This window comes from Eggerthella sp. (genome assembly GCF_048329335.1).
Taxonomy (GTDB): domain Bacteria; phylum Actinomycetota; class Coriobacteriia; order Coriobacteriales; family Eggerthellaceae; genus Eggerthella; species Eggerthella lenta.
In genome coordinates, this window is the sequence record NZ_DBFEGU010000186.1 from 1 (window position 1) to 16039 (window position 16039).

Genomic DNA, 16039 nt, shown 5'->3' on the forward strand with positions numbered 1-16039 from the left:
GGGCAACGTGGCGCTCGTTCCCTTCTCCACTGCCGTGAGCATGGGGGAGAGCGGCACGATCACCTCTTTCTACGCGAAAGCGCGCGGCGAGGACGCCATCGAGGCGGCGAAAGGGGAGATAGGCTCGTACCTCACGGGCACGGTGCATATTCCCCCCGGACGTTTCGACATCATCTCCCAGGACGAGATGCTGCGGGCCGGCAACGAGATCGACGGCACCATGACTTTGCTGTTGGCGGGCATCGCGGGCATATCGCTTGTGGTTGCGGGCATCGGCGTGATGAACGTGATGCTGGTGTCGGTGACCGAGCGCACCCGCGAAATCGGCATCAAGAAAGCTCTGGGCGCGCGCCGCTTCGACATCCTCGTGCAGTTTCTGCTCGAAGCCCTCGTGCTCAGCATTATCGGAGGCGTTCTGGGCATCGCGGCGGGCATCGCGCTGGGACTGCTCATGGGCACCGTGGGGCTGGCGTTCGTGGTGTCGTGGGGCGTGGTGGCGGTTGCCGTTGCAGCAGCTACGGCCATCGGCCTGGTGTTCGGCATCTTCCCCGCCTACCGGGCGTCCCGCAAGAACCCCATCGAGGCTTTGCGCACCGAATAAGCTGCGCCGCCCGATCGCTTACAAGTCGCCGCGCCTCGCAAGAACGGTCAGTTTCCCAATGCATGCAAATACTTCCTACAGCACCGGTGAAGAAGGCGTGGAAAAAGAAATATTGTCGCAATTTCTTTTACCTTCGATTACATTGTGCTATCATATCCGTCGCTGCTTGAAGCAGTACATCGGGTTGTGGCTCAGCTTGGTAGAGCGCTGCGTTCGGGACGCAGAGGCCGCAGGTTCAAATCCTGTCAACCCGACCAGAAATTGCAGGTCAGCCGTTCGCGGCTGACCTTTTTCTTTTCCCGTGTGGGTTCAATCGGAACATAAACGGCTCCGGGCAGAAAACCCTCACTTCGCATCGCACGGTCAGCACGCCTTCGGCGCTTCGCTTGAGCTCTTCTGACCAACGTTGTCTTTGGCTCCCGTCGATACCCAAACATACAGGTTTTGTTCTCGGCTCGTGTTATTCTTAGGGTCGATCATTCATCCGATCGGGTTTTTCGGGTCTCCAGAAGTTGCCCTGATGCCTGCGATCGAAGGATTAGCTATGAAACGAGTTTCGGTACCCTTTCTAATCGGCGCGATGCTCTTCACGGTGATCGGCTTGTATGGTTGCGCTTCGGATGGCGAGCGGGTTGCGCCCGTCGACGCCTCTATCGGCATCATCGAAACGCGAGGGACGGATGAAACGAGCAGGATCGTCTTCTACGATGGGGAGTTGAACGAGGTGGCGCAGCTTTCGCTGCGCTATGCGAACTTGGGTGACGTTTTTCACAATCCCCTGGTTTACCAGGGCAGTCTTTTTGTTATTCCCCAAGGAAGGTCTAAGGTTAGAGACGGCGAGGCCGTCCTTCAGGTCGATGTAGCTTCCCTTGCATCCAAAACACACGCTATCGGTCGATCGGGCATGAATGATGTGGCCGTGAACGATGAGTACGTCTTCACCTGCGATTCGTCTTGTATAAACCGCTGCCGAATCGACAACGGGGACGTGTCGAAGATAGCTATCGAGGGGGTTTATGTATCGAAAATCGTTTGGTGCGAAGACAGTCTGTATGCTTTCGCATTGTCTCTCGATGACGACTCTTCGATGATTTATTGCTACGACGAAGACTTGGCCCTCAAAGAATCAATCGATTGCAGCACCTATGATTCGAACGCCTATAGGGTTGCGGACGCCTACCGGGCGGTTGTGCATGAAGGCAAAATCTATTTCTGCAGCGTTGGCCTTGTGGAAAGACAGATTGGCGTACTCGACACCGGAGGCAACACGTTGAGCTTCATTCCATTGAGCAAGGGCGGTCCTTCAAGCGTGGCTATCGCGGACGGCAAGCTTTACATTGCCCACTACAATGTCGTTCAAGGTCAAGACGATAGCGCGCTGAGCATCGTGGATCTAGAGACGGGGGCTATCGAAGAGCATGCTTTCGAGCACGAAGCGATGCAAATGGTTGTGACTGAAGGGTCGATATACGTGCTCGGAGATTGGGCGATATACCAATACGATGCCGAAAGCGTAGAGCTCATCGGAAGCAAGCCGATTGATAAAATGCCCGGTAGTTATAGCTATCTTTCGGGGCTGTTCTCTGCGAAGTAGGGCCTCGATACTCAAGATTTCTGCATAGGGTCGGTGGTCTCCGACCGAATAGCGGTTTCAAAACGGGGTTCAAAATGGATTCAATTGGTTGATGACCGCGTCTCGTCCGGTTGGCTGTGCTCTACGGCAAAGGCTTCTCGCCATGGCGAAGGCGGGGCGGGCATATCAGTGGAGAAGGCGTGGAAAGGGGATTATCGCTGCATTTTCTTTTACCTTCTGTAACATTGTGCTATCATAACCGTCGCTGCGAAAGCAGTTATTTGGTTGCTAAAGGGGATGGGGAACATCCCTTTTTTGCATAGGCATGTGACCCTGGCTGCGTCAGGGGGAGCGAGGTCGCAGAAGCGCTTCGCACGAGCAATTTGGAGGAACGTATGAAAATCCTGGGAATGGGAATGCCTGAGCTTCTCATCATTCTCGCGGTAATCCTGCTCATCTTCGGGCCGAAGAACCTCCCGAAGCTCGGCGGCGCCATCGGCAAGACCGTCAAGAACCTGCGCGAAGGCATGGGCGGCGGCGATAAGAACATCGTCGAGGCCGATGACGAGGAAGAAGTGATCGAAGAGGTCGAGGAGCCCGTCAAGAAGACGACCGCGGCCAAGAAGACCACCACCGCGGCTAAGAAGAAAGCCGAGTAGTTTTACATTCGTCTGGTTCGCGGTATGTGCAGTCGCTCGGCGCTCTGCACATACCGCTTTTTTCATATCAGGTACCGGTAGCACGCTTGCGGACGAGCGTGCATGTTTTTGTAAATGGACAGGTGAGCATTCATGGCAGACGGCAATTTCATTCTCACGCAAGAAGGCAAGGACAAGCTCGAGGAAGAACTCCACTTCCTGGAAACCGAGAAACGCGCCGAGATCGGCGAGCGCATCAAGGTGGCGCGCGAGTTCGGCGACATCTCGGAGAACTCCGAGTACGACGACGCCAAGAACGAGCAGGGCATGATGGAGGCGCGTATTGCCGAGATCAGCCGCATCCTGTCCGAGGCGACGGTGGTCAACACCCCGAAGCGCTCGAACAGCGTGCACATCGGCTCGACGGTGACGGTCGACATGGGTGGGCGCGAGCGCGTGTTCACTATCGTGGGCGGCGCCGAGAGCGATGCCGCCGCCGGCAAGATCTCCAACGAGTCCCCGGTGGGTTCGGTGCTGCTGGGCCACAAGAAGGGCGACGTGGTGGAGACCACGGGTCCCACCGGCCGCAAGATCACCATGACCATTCTCAAGCTGGAACACTAGTGAGTTGCGCCGTTCTGCGAACGGCGCAACTTGCCGACGCTGCGAGACGCCCTTGCACCCGATCTCGCGGCGAGGCCGAGGGACTCGCGTACCGAAGTATCCCCTACGGGGACTTCCTTCGGGGCGCGCTTCGCCCTCGCCCTCCCCACGATCTCGGGCACCAGGGCGCCTCTCGCTGACTTACTACGCCAACCCGTGATTTCGAGGACAATCAATGAGCGATACCATCGACACCACCGAGCAGATCATCGAAGACGACCCCATCGCCGTGCGCCGCGCTAAGCGCGAGGCGCTGATGGCAGCGGGCAAGGACCCGTACGGCCATGCGTTCGCGTACTCGCACCACCTGGCCGACCTGGCCGAACAGTACGCCGACCTCGAGGACGGCGCGTCCACCGAGGACGAGGTGAAGGTCGCCGGCCGCGTCATGGCGAAGCGCGATCAGGGCAAGCTGGCTTTCCTCGAGCTGCGCGACTCCACGGGCGACATGCAGCTGTTCTGCCGCATCAACGCGCTGGGCGAGGACGCGTTCGCCGAGCTCAAGGACCTGGACGTGGGCGACTGGATCGGCGTCGAGGGCACGATGATGCGCACGAAGCGCGGGCAGCTGTCCGTGTCCGTGGCATCGTTCGAGCTGCTCAGCAAGTCGCTGCGCCCCCTGCCGGAGAAGTTCCACGGTTTGGCCGACAAGGAGACGCGCTATCGCCAGCGCTATGTCGACCTCGTCATGAACCGCGAGGTGCGCGACACGTTCGAGAAGCGCTTCAAGGTGGTTTCCGCCATCCGCCGCTACATGGAGGATCACGGCTACTACGAGGTGGAGACGCCCATCCTGCACCCCATCCTCGGCGGCGCGAACGCGCGTCCCTTCGTCACGCATCACAACGCGCTGGACAAGGACTTCTACCTGCGCATCGCCACCGAGCTGCATCTCAAGCGCTTGCTGGTGGGCGGCTTCGAGAAGGTGTTCGAGATCGGGCGCCAGTTCCGCAACGAGGGCATGGATCCGTATCATAACCCCGAGTTCACCACCATGGAGTTCTACCAGGCGTTCAGCGACCTCGAAGGCATGATGGAGCTCACGCAGGGCGTCATCCAGGCGGCGGCGCTTGCCTCGTGCGGCACGCTGCAGGTGGAGTATCAGGGCCATCAGGTGGATCTCAGCGGATCGTGGCGCCGCGCCACCATGATCGAGCTGGCCAGCGAAGGAGCCGGCGAGGATGTCAGCTTCCAGCGCACGCGCGACGAGCTGGTGGATATCCTCGAGCGCAACGGCGGCCACGCCGAAGCTGCATGGGGCAAGGGCAAGCTCATCGCCGAGATCTTCGAGGCCGTGGCCGAGGAGAAGCTCATCCAGCCCACCTTCGTCACCGAGCATCCCATCGAGGTGTCGCCGCTGGCCAAGAAGCTGGCGGGCGATCCGAACCTGACAGAGCGCTTCGAGCTGTTCATCTGCGGCCACGAGTACGCCAACGCCTTCGGCGAGCTGAACGATCCGGTCGACCAGGCCGAGCGCTTCCGCGCGCAGGTGGAGGCGAAGGACCTCGGCGACGACGAGGCCATGGGCTACGACGACGACTACGTGCGCGCCCTCGAGTACGGCATGCCCCCGGCGGGCGGCTGCGGCATCGGCATCGACCGTCTGGTCATGCTGCTCACCGACGCCCCGTCCATCCGCGACGTGCTGCTGTTCCCCCACATGAGGGACGAGGCTCCGGCCGGCGGGCGTCCGCGCGCTGCCGCGCCTGCCGCTGCGGCTCCCGCAGTTGCCGAGGCGCCCATCGACTTCTCGAAGGTGGTCGTCGAGCCCCTGTTCCAGGACGAGGTCGACTTCGACACGTTCAGCAAGTCCGATTTTCGTGCCGTGAAGGTGAAGGAGTGCGTTGCCGTTCCCAAGAGCAAGAAGCTGCTGCAGTTCACGCTCGACGACGGCACGGGCTCCGATCGCGTCATCCTGTCCGGCATCCACGCCTATTACGAGCCGGAAGAGCTGGTGGGCCGCACGCTCATCGCCATCACGAACCTGCCGCCGCGCAAGATGATGGGCGTGGAATCGTGCGGCATGCTGCTGTCGGCCATCCATGAGGAGGAAGGCGAAGAGCGCCTGAACCTCCTGATGGTTGACGACCGCATCCCCGCCGGCGCCAAGCTGTACTAAAGCGCCGCCGCATAATCGCTTCCGAAAGGCCGCTTGCGCATATGCCGCGCAAGCGGCCTTTCCGCGGTTCGGAGGCCTGCGCTGCGCCGCACGTCGTCGCGCTTGCACGCGTCTCCGAGCTTTCATCGCTCGCGCACGTTTCGGGTCTTTGTCAGAAGCGAGCACGTTTGGAGGCATAGTGGGGCAGGGGCTCATGCGGGCGGCGGACATGGTAGGATGGATAGCGGGCCGTCCGTCGGCGCTTGTGGAGCAGCCGTGTGCGGTCATATGCGGTATTGGCACTCTCAATACAAGAGTGCTAAGATGGCACGGAACCATACGATAGACTCTGCGAGAATAGAGGCTAGCATGTCATTCGAGAAATTCACCGACAAAGCGCGCAAGGTGCTCGTCCTGGCTCAGGACGAGGCTCGCTCGCTTCATCAGCCCTACGTGGGCACCGAGCATATCCTGCTCGGCCTCATACAGGAGAAGGACGGTCTGGCCGCCCAGGCCCTCGATCGTCTCAACGTGAAGTACGATGCCGTCGTGCAGGCCATCCGCCAGGTGGTGGCCATCGACGAGGACACCGACGTGTCGGGGCATCTGTCCTTCACGCCCCGCGTCAAGCGCGTGCTGGAGAACAGCCTGCGCGAGGCCATGCAAATGGGGCAATCGTACATCTCCACCGAGCATCTGCTGCTGGGCATCGTCCGCGAGGGCGACGGCACCGCGCTCGAAGTGCTCACGCGTCTCGGCGTGTCGGGCGACGACGTGCGCAGCGCGCTGAACGACCTGGTGGGGCAGAGCCCCGTCTACGCCGGGCGCAACCCGTTCGATCCGAACGGCAACACGTCCGACAGCGTGCTGAAGGAGTTCGGCACCGACCTCACGCAGAAGGCGCGCGACGGCAAGCTGGACCCGGTTATCGGCCGCGCCGGCGAGATCGAGCGCGTCATGCAGGTGCTCAGCCGACGCCAGAAGAACAACCCGCTGCTCATCGGCGAGCCGGGCGTGGGCAAGACCGCCGTGGCCGAGGGCCTGGCGCAGCTCATCGTGTCGAACCAGGTACCCGACATCCTGCGCGGCAAGCGCCTGTTCACGCTCGACGTGAGCGCGCTCGTGGCCGGGTCGAAGTACCGCGGCGAGTTCGAGGAGCGCCTGAAGAAGTGCATCAAGGAGGTGATGGACGTGGGCGATATCATCCTGTTCATCGACGAGATGCACACGCTCATCGGCGCGGGTTCGGCCGAGGGTTCCATTGACGCCGCCGCCATCTTGAAGCCTCCGCTGTCCCGCGGCGAGATCCAGGTGATCGGCGCCACCACCATCGACGAGTACCGCAAGCATCTCGAGAAGGACTCCGCGCTCGAGCGGCGCTTCCAGCCCATCACCGTGGGCGAGCCGAACGAGGAGCAGGCCATGCGCATCATGGAGGGTCTGCGCGACCGCTACGAGGCGCATCATCAGGTGCACTTCACCGACGAGGCGCTGCAGGCGGCCGTGAACCTATCGAACCGCTACATCCAGGATCGCTTTCTGCCCGACAAGGCCATCGACGTGCTGGACGAGGCGGGAGCGCGCATGCGCATCCGCAACATGACGCTGCCGAAGGAGCTGCGCGAGCTCGATGACGAGCTGCGCACTATTCGCGGCGAAAAGGATTCGGCCATCGCTTCCCAAGATTTCGAGCGCGCCGCTCAGCTGCGCGACCAGGAGTCCGAGCTCAAGGCCAAGCGCATCGAAGCCGAGAAGAAGTGGGAAGAGGACGCCCAGAAGTCCGTGCATCAGGTGACGGTGGAGGACATCGCCGACGTGGTGTCCATGACCACGGGCGTGCCCGTTTCGAACCTCACCGAGGCCGAGACCGAGAAGCTGCTGCGCATGGAAGCCGTGCTGCACGAGCGCGTCGTCGGTCAGGAAGAGGCCGTCACGGCGCTGTCGAAGGCCATCCGCCGCTCGCGCAGCGGCCTGAAAGACCCGAAGCGCCCCGCGGGTTCGTTCATCTTCTTGGGTCCCTCGGGCGTGGGCAAGACCGAGCTTTCGAAGGCGCTTGCCGAGTTCCTGTTCAACTCCGAGGACGCGCTTCTGTCCTTCGACATGTCTGAGTACATGGAGAAGCACAGCGTGAGCCGTCTCGTGGGCTCGCCTCCGGGCTACGTGGGCTTCGACGAGGGCGGCCAGCTGACGAAGGCCGTGCGCCAGCGCCCCTACTCGGTGGTGCTGTTCGATGAGATCGAGAAGGCGCACCCCGACGTGTTCAACATCCTGCTCCAGATCTTGGAGGAGGGCCGCTTGACCGACGCGCAGGGCCGCACCGTGGACTTCCGCAACGCCGTCATCATCATGACGTCGAACGTGGGCGCCCGCGAGATCGCGCAGCCCACCACGCTGGGCTTCTCCACCGAGGAGCACGCGGGGCTGTCCGACAAGGAGATCAAGAGCCGCGTCATGGCCGAGATGAAGAAGCTGTTCAGGCCCGAGTTCCTGAACCGCATCGACGAGATCATCGTGTTCAAGTCCCTGAACGACGAGCAGATTTCCGAGATCGTCAAGCTCATGGTGGCCGATTTGCGCGAGCGCATGATCGAGCAGAACATGTCCATCAACCTCACCGAGGCGGCGTGCAAGCTCATCGCCAAGGAAGGCACGGACGCCACGTTCGGCGCGCGTCCGCTGCGCCGCGCCATCCAGCGCTTGCTGGAGGATCCGCTGTCCGAGCAGATCCTCGAAGGCACGTGGACGAGCGGCTCGGTCATCGACGTGGACGCGGTGGACGGCGAGCTGGTGTTCACCGTCGGATCGGGCTCCATCCCGGCGCCCCGCAAGCGTGACAGCATCGCGCGGGAAGCGGAGCTGTTGCTGACGAATTACGATCTGGGCCATGCCGGCGTCAGTTCCGGCGGCTCGTTCTCGGGCGGCGCGGCCGACTAAGCTTCGCCTCTTAAGCGCCCCTGCTCCTCGGCTTGAAATTCGAAGCCCGAGGAGCAGGGGTTTCTTGTGTTCTGCGCTTGCATTTGTCGTATACTAGGCACGTCGCAAGCCGACCGCGGAGCGGCCGCTTTCACGTGCAAGGCGGCCGAGGTGCACTGCGGGAAGTGCAGCGGATCAACTCGATTCCAGGAGGTTCCATGTTCGGAGACAACCTCGATCGCATCGTGAAAAGCATCGAGAAGAACTACGAGGCCGACGAGATATTCTTCACGAAGCCCGGCCGGCGGTTTCCCAGCCGCCTGGCCGTGAAAAGCGTGATCAAGGACTTGCGTCGGGTGCTGTTCCCGGGCTATTTCGGCGACGAGATGCTGACGCCGTTCACCAGTCCGGAGTACTTCATCGGCGAGACGCTCATACAGATCGAACGCGTGCTGCGCGAGCAGATCGTGCTCGCCATGACGTACACCTCGGACGATCGCGATGCTGCGGAGGTCGACCCGGCGCGCTACCTGTGCGGCGGCACCACGCCCGAGCATATCTGCGAGCGCGCCTCGGAAGTGTGCACGGTGTTCTTCGACGAGCTTCCCAGCATCCAGCGGGTGCTGCTCACCGACGTGCAGGCGCTGTACGACGGCGATCCGGCGGCCGGGTCGAAGGAGGAGGTCATCTTCTCGTATCCGGGTCTGTACGCGATCTACGTGTACCGCATCGCGCACGTGCTGTACGAGCAGAACGTGCCCATCATCCCGCGCATCATGACCGAGCTGGCGCACAGCGGCACGGGCATCGACATCGGCGCCGGCGCCCAGATCGGCGAGTACTTCTTCATCGACCACGGCACGGGCGTGGTCATCGGCGAGACCACCGTCATCGGCGACCATGTGAAGCTGTACCAGGGCGTCACGCTGGGCGCGCTGTCCACGCGCGGCGGGCAGCGGCTTGCCGGGGTGAAGCGCCATCCCACGATCGAGGACAACGTGACGATCTATTCCAACGCTTCGGTTCTGGGCGGGGAAACCGTGGTGGGCGCCGGTTCGGTCGTCGCAGGATCCACGTTCGTCACCTCTTCGGTTCCCCCCAATTCCCGCGTGTCGCTGAAGGCGCAGGAGATCACCGTGCGCCAGCCGGGCGAGCGTGACTAGGCGCTTCGATCGGCAAGCGAGGGAAATGGAGCGGTGGCAAGAACGATGCAAGGCGGAGAGGAAAACCTTATGACGCAGACAATCGACCCGGTGTTCTCGTCCGCGGTGCTCAGCGCCCCTGAGCTCGCGCTGAACGACCTCGACTTCGACGCGCTGTCGCAGGCGATGGGAGGGCTCAAGGGCGAGGTCGACAAGAACCCGCAGACGGCCGCCATCATCCTGGCGGGCGGCACGGGGGAGCGGTTCGGCAAGGAAGGCGGCAAGCAGCTCGTGGAGATCGCGGGCAAGCCCATCCTCACCTGGTCGGCCGAGGCGTTCGACGCCGTGGGCGACATCGGGCTCATCGTCATCGTGTGTCCCGAGGACCGCTGCAGCGAGTACCTCAAGCGCGCCATCGACCCGTTCCCGTTCGTCACGCCCATCGTGGTGGCGCCGTCGGGCCCCAGCCGCCAGGAATCGGCGTTCTCGGGGCTGGAGTTCGTGCCGGACGACTACGAGTACGTCATCCTGCACGACGGCGCCCGCCCGCTCATCAGCCCCGACCTCATCGCGCACACCATCGCCACGCTCAAGGGCAACATCGACTGCGACGGCGCCGTGGTGGCGCATCCGGCCGTCGACACCCTGAAAGTGGTGGAGAACGGCGTGATCGTGGGCACGCCCGACCGCCGCGTGTTCTGGAACGCGCAGACGCCCCAGGTGTTCCGCGCCGGCATCTACCGCCGCGCGCACGCCTCGGCGCTGTCGGACGGCTTCATGGGCACCGACGATTCGTCGCTCATCGAGAGGTTGGGCGGGCGCGTGCTGGTAGTGGAAGGGAAGCGCGACAACATCAAGCTGACCGTCCCCGAAGACTACCTCATGCTGGCCGCTGCGGTGCGTACCATGTACATGAAGGGGGCGGAAGAATGATCATCCGCGGAGGCCTTGGCGACAGTGCCCAGTCGCTCAGACAGTCCTGCTCGCACGAAACGCCCGCTGGGCGTTTCGGCTCGTGCGGAACTCGCTTGGTGGGCACCGTCGTCAAGGCCGCGCATGTCGTTATCGGAGGAACCGAATGATGCAACCTGTTGTTTTCGATCCTGCCGGGTTGCGTGTTGGGCAGGGGTACGATGTGCATGCGTTCGCCGAGGGGCGCAAGCTTATCTTGGGCGGGGTGGACATCCCTCATGTGCGCGGCCTCTTGGGGCATTCCGATGCCGACGTGCTGGCGCATGCTATCTCCGATGCGCTGTTGGGAGGCATCCGCGGCGGGGACATCGGCAAGCTGTTCCCCGACACCGATCCGGCCTACAAGGACGCCGATTCGCTGAAGCTGCTGGCCGCCGTGGCCGACAAGGTGCGCGCGGAGGGCTACGATATCCTCGACGTCGACTCCGTCATCGCCGCGCAGGCGCCGAAGCTCTCGCCGTACCGCGAGGCGATGCGCGAGAATCTGGCCGCCGCCATGGGCATCGCGGTGGAGAACGTGGGCGTGAAGGCCACCACCACCGAGCACCTGGGGTTCGAAGGCCGCGAGGAGGGCATCTCGGCGACCGCCGTCTGCATATTGTTCCGCCGTTCTGACGAACAGCGGAACTAGCCGACGCTGCGGGCTTTGGTAGCGCCTCGGCTTGGCGCTCCAAGCCCTCCTCGCGTGCATGCGCACGCTTCGTCGGCCTTTCACGCCAATCCGAAACGCTACGAAAGCCCTCGCTGACTTTGGTGGACAGGCGGGCTCCGTAACCTTCCTGTGCTACAATTTACGGTCGAAACTCATCGTCGCGCGAGCGCGGCGCAAGGGCAAGGCAGGATGCGAGGACGCCATGATCAGACTCTACAATACGAAGACCCGCACGAAGGTCGACTTCGAGACGCTCGAGCGCGGCAAGGTGGGCATGTACGTGTGCGGACCTACCGTGTACAACTACATTCACATCGGCAACGCCCGCACGTTCATCAGCTTCGACGTGATCCGCCGTTACCTTATGTGGCGCGGCTTCGACGTGACGTTCGTGCAGAACGTCACCGACGTGGACGACAAGATCATCGGCAAGTCACTTGAGGAAGGCCGCAGCGCTGCCGAGGTGGCCGCCGAGTACACCGAGGCGTTCATCGAGGACATGCGCGCGGCCGGCGTGCTGGATCCCGACATCCGCCCGAAGGCCACCGAGGAGATCCCCGCAATGATAGAGCTCATCCAAGAGCTCATCGACGGAGGCCACGCTTACGATGCCGACGGCGACGTGTACTTCAACGTGCGTTCGTTCCCGGCTTACGGCGAGCTGTCGGGCCGCAACGTGGACGAGATGGAGAGCGGCCACCGCGAGCTGCGCGCCGACGGCAAGGGAGTGGAGGATCGCAAGCGCGATCCGCTGGACTTCGCGCTGTGGAAGGCCGCCAAGCCCGGCGAGCCGGCTTGGGAGTCTCCCTGGGGCATGGGCCGTCCCGGCTGGCACATCGAGTGCTCGGCCATGTCGCGCAAGTACCTGGGGCTGCCCTTCGACATCCACGGGGGCGGCGCCGACCTCGTGTTCCCGCACCACGAGAACGAGCGCGCGCAGAGCGAGGCCGCGTGCGGCTGCACGTTCGCGAACTACTGGATGCACGGCGGCATGCTGCAGATCAACTCCGAGAAGATGAGCAAGTCGCTGGGCAACTTCAAGCTGCTGCGCGACGTGCTGAAGGTCACCGATCCGAAGGTGCTGCGCTTCCTTATGCTGCAGACGCACTACCGCAGCCCGCTCGACTTCTCCGACGAGCGCCTGGCCGAGGCGGGCGCGGCGCTGTGCCGTATCGAGAACGCGGTGAAGAACCTCGATTGGCAGCTGCAGAACGCCCAGGACATTCCCTCGCCGCTGGACACGCGCGAGCTGATGAAGCGTACGAAGGAGGCGAAGCTGGCGTTCATCCTGGCCATGGACGACGACTTCAACACCTGCAAGGCGCTGGGCGAGGTGTTCGACTTCGTGGCCGCGGTGAACGCGCAGACGGCCGACAAGACCATCTCGCTGTCCGACGTGCCGCCCGTGCGCGATGCCCGCGGCGTCATCGTGGAGCTCATGGGCGTGTTCGGCATCGACGTGGAGGCCGCATCCGCCTCGTGCGCCGCAGGAGGGTACCCGCCCGAGGTCGTAGGGTTGGCGGCCGATATCGCGGGCTACGAAGGCGCGGATGCCGCCGAGGCCGTGGACGCCCTGCTGGCGGCCCGTGCCGACGCCCGCGCCGCGAAGGATTGGAGCCGTGCCGACGCCGTCCGCGACGGCCTGTGCGGTTTGGGCTTCGTGATCGAGGACACTCCGCAGGGCGCGCGCGTGACCTACGAGGGGTAAGGCGAGCGTTATCCCGAGTGGAACATTCTCGAAGGGCGGCCGCGTTGGCCGCCCTTCGTCGTCGTGCACGGATTCTCTTCCCTATGTGCAGCAAAATCGAGTTTTTGGCAGGAGAAGCGTCTTTCTCCGAATCGTTTCGAGGTGAAACCCCAGATCGCGTTTTTTCGGCATTCGCAAATCAACAGTGCGAAGCGGGTTCGCACTGCCAAAAACCCGATTCTGCTGCACATAGCGCCTGCGGAACGTGCAATCGCTCGCCGTCGGGGTTCCCTTGCGCGCTCATGTCCAGGATGGGAATGCGATAGGGTGCGAAAGACTCGGGAATGTGCCGCAGGGCTCGGAGATGCGGAGGATTGCCAGGTAGGGGCGTTGTCCCGCCCGAAGCGAGGGGTTTCGGTGGTCGCCGGCTCGCGGGTTCGCCGATGCGCTACAATACGGCGCATGCGAACTCAATCGACAAGGACTCCCGAGCTCCTCGCGCCCGCGGGCGGGCTTGCGCAGCTGGAGGCCGCGCTGCGCTTCGGTGCGGACGCCGTGTACCTGGCCGCCGATCGGTTCGGGCTGCGGCAGCGCGCGGCGAACTTCGCGCTGGACGACGTTCCCGCTGCGGCAGCTCTCGTGCACGATGCGGGCGCGAAGGCGTACGTGACGCTGAACGCCCTCATGGACGCCGACGACCTCAAGGCGCTTCCCGCGTACCTCGAAGCGCTTGCCGCGGCCGGCATCGACGCGTTCATCGTGAGCGACCTGGGCGCGCTGCGCCTGGCTCAGCGGTACGCGCCGAACGTCGAGCTGCACGTGAGTACCCAGGCCTCGGTGTGCAACGCCGAGGCGGCGCGCGTATGGCACGAGCTGGGCGCGAGCCGCGTGGTGTGCGCGCGGGAGATGAGCGTGGAGGACATCGCGCGACTGCGCGCCGGCGCCCCGCGCGAGCTGGAGCTGGAGGCGTTCGTGCACGGCGCCATGTGCATGGCCGTGTCGGGCCGCTGCCTGATCAGCGCCGCGCTCACCGGCCGCTCCGGCAACAAGGGCCATTGCACCCAGCCGTGCCGGTGGAGCTACGCGCTGGTGGAGGAGCAGCGTCCCGGCGAGTTCTTTCCCGTGGAGGAGGACGTGCGCGGAACCTATGTCATGAACGCGCAGGACCTCAACATGCTGGCGCACCTTGACGACTTGGCCGCGGCCGGCATCGACTCGTTCAAGATCGAAGGCCGCAACAAGAAGGCGTTCTACGTGGCTTCGGTGGTGCGCGCTTACCGGCTGGCCCTGGACGGCGTTCCCTCCTCCGAGCTGGCCGACGAGCTGCTGGCCGTGTCGCATCGCCCGTACGGCACGGGCTTCTACTACGGCGACGCCAGGCAGTCGCCCGACGTGGACGGCTACACCGCCGAATGCCGGCATGCCGCCACGGTGGAAGCGTGCGAACCGGCCGGCGAAGGCGCGTTCCGCGTGATCGCGCGGTGCTACAACCGCTTCTGCGAAGGCGACGAGCTGGAGGCGCTGTCGCCGGGTCCGCACATCCCTCTCGTGCGCGTGCGCAACCTCGCCTGGCTCCCCGCGCCCGACGGGGACGACGCGCAGCCAAAGCGGGTGCCGGTTGCCGTGGCGAACCGCTCGGCCGAGCGCTATGCGTTCGAAACGGGGGAGGAGCTGGCTCCCGGCGACTTTCTGCGCATGCGTATCAACGTTGAGCGATAGGCTTCTGATCTGCGCTAAAGCGATAAAGTACTGCTAAGTAGCCGTCAAGGCGCGTGCATGCGCCGGCGCTACACTGGGTTGCACCCTGACGAAAAGGAACGGAATCATCCTTCTTTCAGAAAGCGAGGTGCATCATGCCCAATCATGCGTATCGCGCCGCATCGGCGCCCAGCGTCGTGCAGCGTGCCCGCAACACGCGCACCGGCCGCAAGCTCGAGCGCGGCGGTTACCTGACCGTCGAGACCGTCACCATGTGGATCGTGTACGCTCTGACCCTCATCGGCAATGCCGTCATCGAAGGAGGCCGGGTGGGAGGCACCACGTCGGCGGATATCGCGTACGGCGTGTTCACGTGGTTCACGCCCGCCGGCTACGTGTTCGCCATCTGGTCGCTCATCTACGTGGCGATGGTCGTGTGGCTCGTCGCGTACACGCGCACGGCGCCTGTCCGCGCCGACCGCTTCACCATGACGTCCATCCTGTTCATCGCAAGCTGCGCCCTCAACGTGCTGTGGCTTGCCCTGTGGCACTTCGAGCTGGTGGCCGTGTCGTTCATCGTCATCCTGGCCGAGTGGCTGGTGCTGGCGGCGCTGTACCTGAACGTGCGCCGCACGATGAAGACCGCCTCGGGACGGGTGCCCGTGTCCATCTACACCGCGTGGGTCACGGTGGCCACGCTGGCCAACATGGCCATCCTCGTCACGCGCGCGCTGGACGGCGGCATCCCGTTCTTCAACGGGTTGTTCACCATCCTCTTGACGGCGGGCGTGCTGGCGTTCGGTTACGTGATGCGCAAGGCCTACGACGACATGGCGTTCCAGCTCGTGTTCCTGTGGGCGCTCATCGGCGTGGGCGTGAACGTGTCGGGCGCGTCGGCGTTCACGGCGGCTGTCGTGTTCTTGCTGTGCGTGGTCGGAGCCATCCTGACGTTCGCCCCCATCGGCTCGATGCGGAAGCTCGTGCGGCAGAACTAGCGATCCTGCAGCATGCTCGTGGTGAAAAGGTGCGGCTTGGCGGGGCGGTGCGTCCGCAGAAGGCTTCTTCTCCGGCAAAACCGGCTGACCGATTCTCCCATTTCCGATGAAACCGCTGACAGTTCTTGCTATGATAGCGCCAAGGTGTTTTTCGGACGAAAGGGGCCGTTATGGGAACGAAAGCAGCGGAGGCGCTCGACGTATCCTTCGACGAGCTGCCGAACTACCTGCACGCGAAGCACTCCGTGTACATGGAGATCGGCAGCGAGACGTACTACCTGACCGACGTCAACGATCGATACTGGCGCGCGCAGGACACCGCGAAGCTCAACGAAAAGGGACATTACGTCGACGCGAGCGAGCTGGTGCCGACGGTGAGCGAGTTCTTGACGCTCCCCTTCATCGAC

General features: G+C 63.5%; 13 protein-coding genes and 1 tRNA gene. All 14 read left to right on the forward strand.

Annotated features, from left to right (window positions below; genetic code table 11):
• Window positions 1-601, forward strand: a 601-nt coding sequence (locus ACMO6A_RS06150; RefSeq protein ID WP_418470906.1) for an ABC transporter permease, incomplete at its 5' end; no start/stop codon positions are given.
• Between the two features lie 180 nt (window positions 602-781).
• A tRNA-Pro gene (locus ACMO6A_RS06155) sits at window positions 782-858 on the forward strand.
• Window positions 859-1145: 287 nt separating this feature from the next.
• Window positions 1146-2195: a hypothetical protein gene (locus ACMO6A_RS06160; RefSeq protein ID WP_114516402.1), complete on the forward strand. Its 1050-nt coding sequence runs from the start codon at window positions 1146-1148 to the stop codon at window positions 2193-2195.
• A gap of 374 nt (window positions 2196-2569) precedes the next feature.
• A complete protein-coding gene (gene tatA, locus ACMO6A_RS06165; protein ID WP_009306422.1) occupies window positions 2570-2833 on the forward strand; it encodes a twin-arginine translocase TatA/TatE family subunit in 264 nt (87 codons plus the stop codon).
• A gap of 132 nt (window positions 2834-2965) precedes the next feature.
• Window positions 2966-3436: a transcription elongation factor GreA gene (greA, locus tag ACMO6A_RS06170; RefSeq protein ID WP_009306421.1), complete on the forward strand. Its 471-nt coding sequence runs from the start codon at window positions 2966-2968 to the stop codon at window positions 3434-3436.
• A gap of 214 nt (window positions 3437-3650) precedes the next feature.
• On the forward strand, window positions 3651-5594 hold the full coding sequence (gene lysS, locus ACMO6A_RS06175; RefSeq protein ID WP_114516403.1) for a lysine--tRNA ligase: 1944 nt from the start codon (window positions 3651-3653) through the stop codon (window positions 5592-5594).
• Window positions 5595-5942: 348 nt separating this feature from the next.
• Window positions 5943-8507: an ATP-dependent Clp protease ATP-binding subunit gene (locus tag ACMO6A_RS06180; protein ID WP_114516404.1), complete on the forward strand. Its 2565-nt coding sequence runs from the start codon at window positions 5943-5945 to the stop codon at window positions 8505-8507.
• A gap of 197 nt (window positions 8508-8704) precedes the next feature.
• Window positions 8705-9649, forward strand: a complete 945-nt coding sequence (locus tag ACMO6A_RS06185; protein WP_009306418.1) for a serine O-acetyltransferase — start codon at window positions 8705-8707, stop codon at window positions 9647-9649.
• A gap of 69 nt (window positions 9650-9718) precedes the next feature.
• Window positions 9719-10561, forward strand: coding sequence for a 2-C-methyl-D-erythritol 4-phosphate cytidylyltransferase (gene ispD, locus ACMO6A_RS06190; RefSeq protein WP_009306417.1), 843 nt, complete (start codon window positions 9719-9721; stop codon window positions 10559-10561).
• Window positions 10562-10706: 145 nt separating this feature from the next.
• Window positions 10707-11231 carry a 2-C-methyl-D-erythritol 2,4-cyclodiphosphate synthase gene (gene ispF / locus ACMO6A_RS06195; protein ID WP_114518054.1) on the forward strand — a complete coding sequence of 175 codons (525 nt, stop codon included), beginning with the start codon at window positions 10707-10709 and terminating at the stop codon, window positions 11229-11231.
• 223 nt (window positions 11232-11454) lie between these two features.
• The gene (gene cysS / locus ACMO6A_RS06200; protein ID WP_009607800.1) at window positions 11455-12960 is read left to right on the forward strand and encodes a cysteine--tRNA ligase; all 1506 of its coding nucleotides are present in this window, start codon (window positions 11455-11457) and stop codon (window positions 12958-12960) included.
• A 441-nt stretch (window positions 12961-13401) separates the two neighbouring features.
• Complete coding sequence (locus tag ACMO6A_RS06205) at window positions 13402-14658, forward strand: U32 family peptidase (RefSeq protein WP_418470910.1); 1257 nt, start codon at window positions 13402-13404, stop codon at window positions 14656-14658.
• A 134-nt stretch (window positions 14659-14792) separates the two neighbouring features.
• A complete protein-coding gene (locus ACMO6A_RS06210; protein ID WP_009306410.1) occupies window positions 14793-15632 on the forward strand; it encodes a TspO/MBR family protein in 840 nt (279 codons plus the stop codon).
• Between the two features lie 170 nt (window positions 15633-15802).
• On the forward strand, window positions 15803-16039 hold a 237-nt coding region (locus ACMO6A_RS06215; protein WP_418470912.1), incomplete at its 3' end, for a CDP-alcohol phosphatidyltransferase.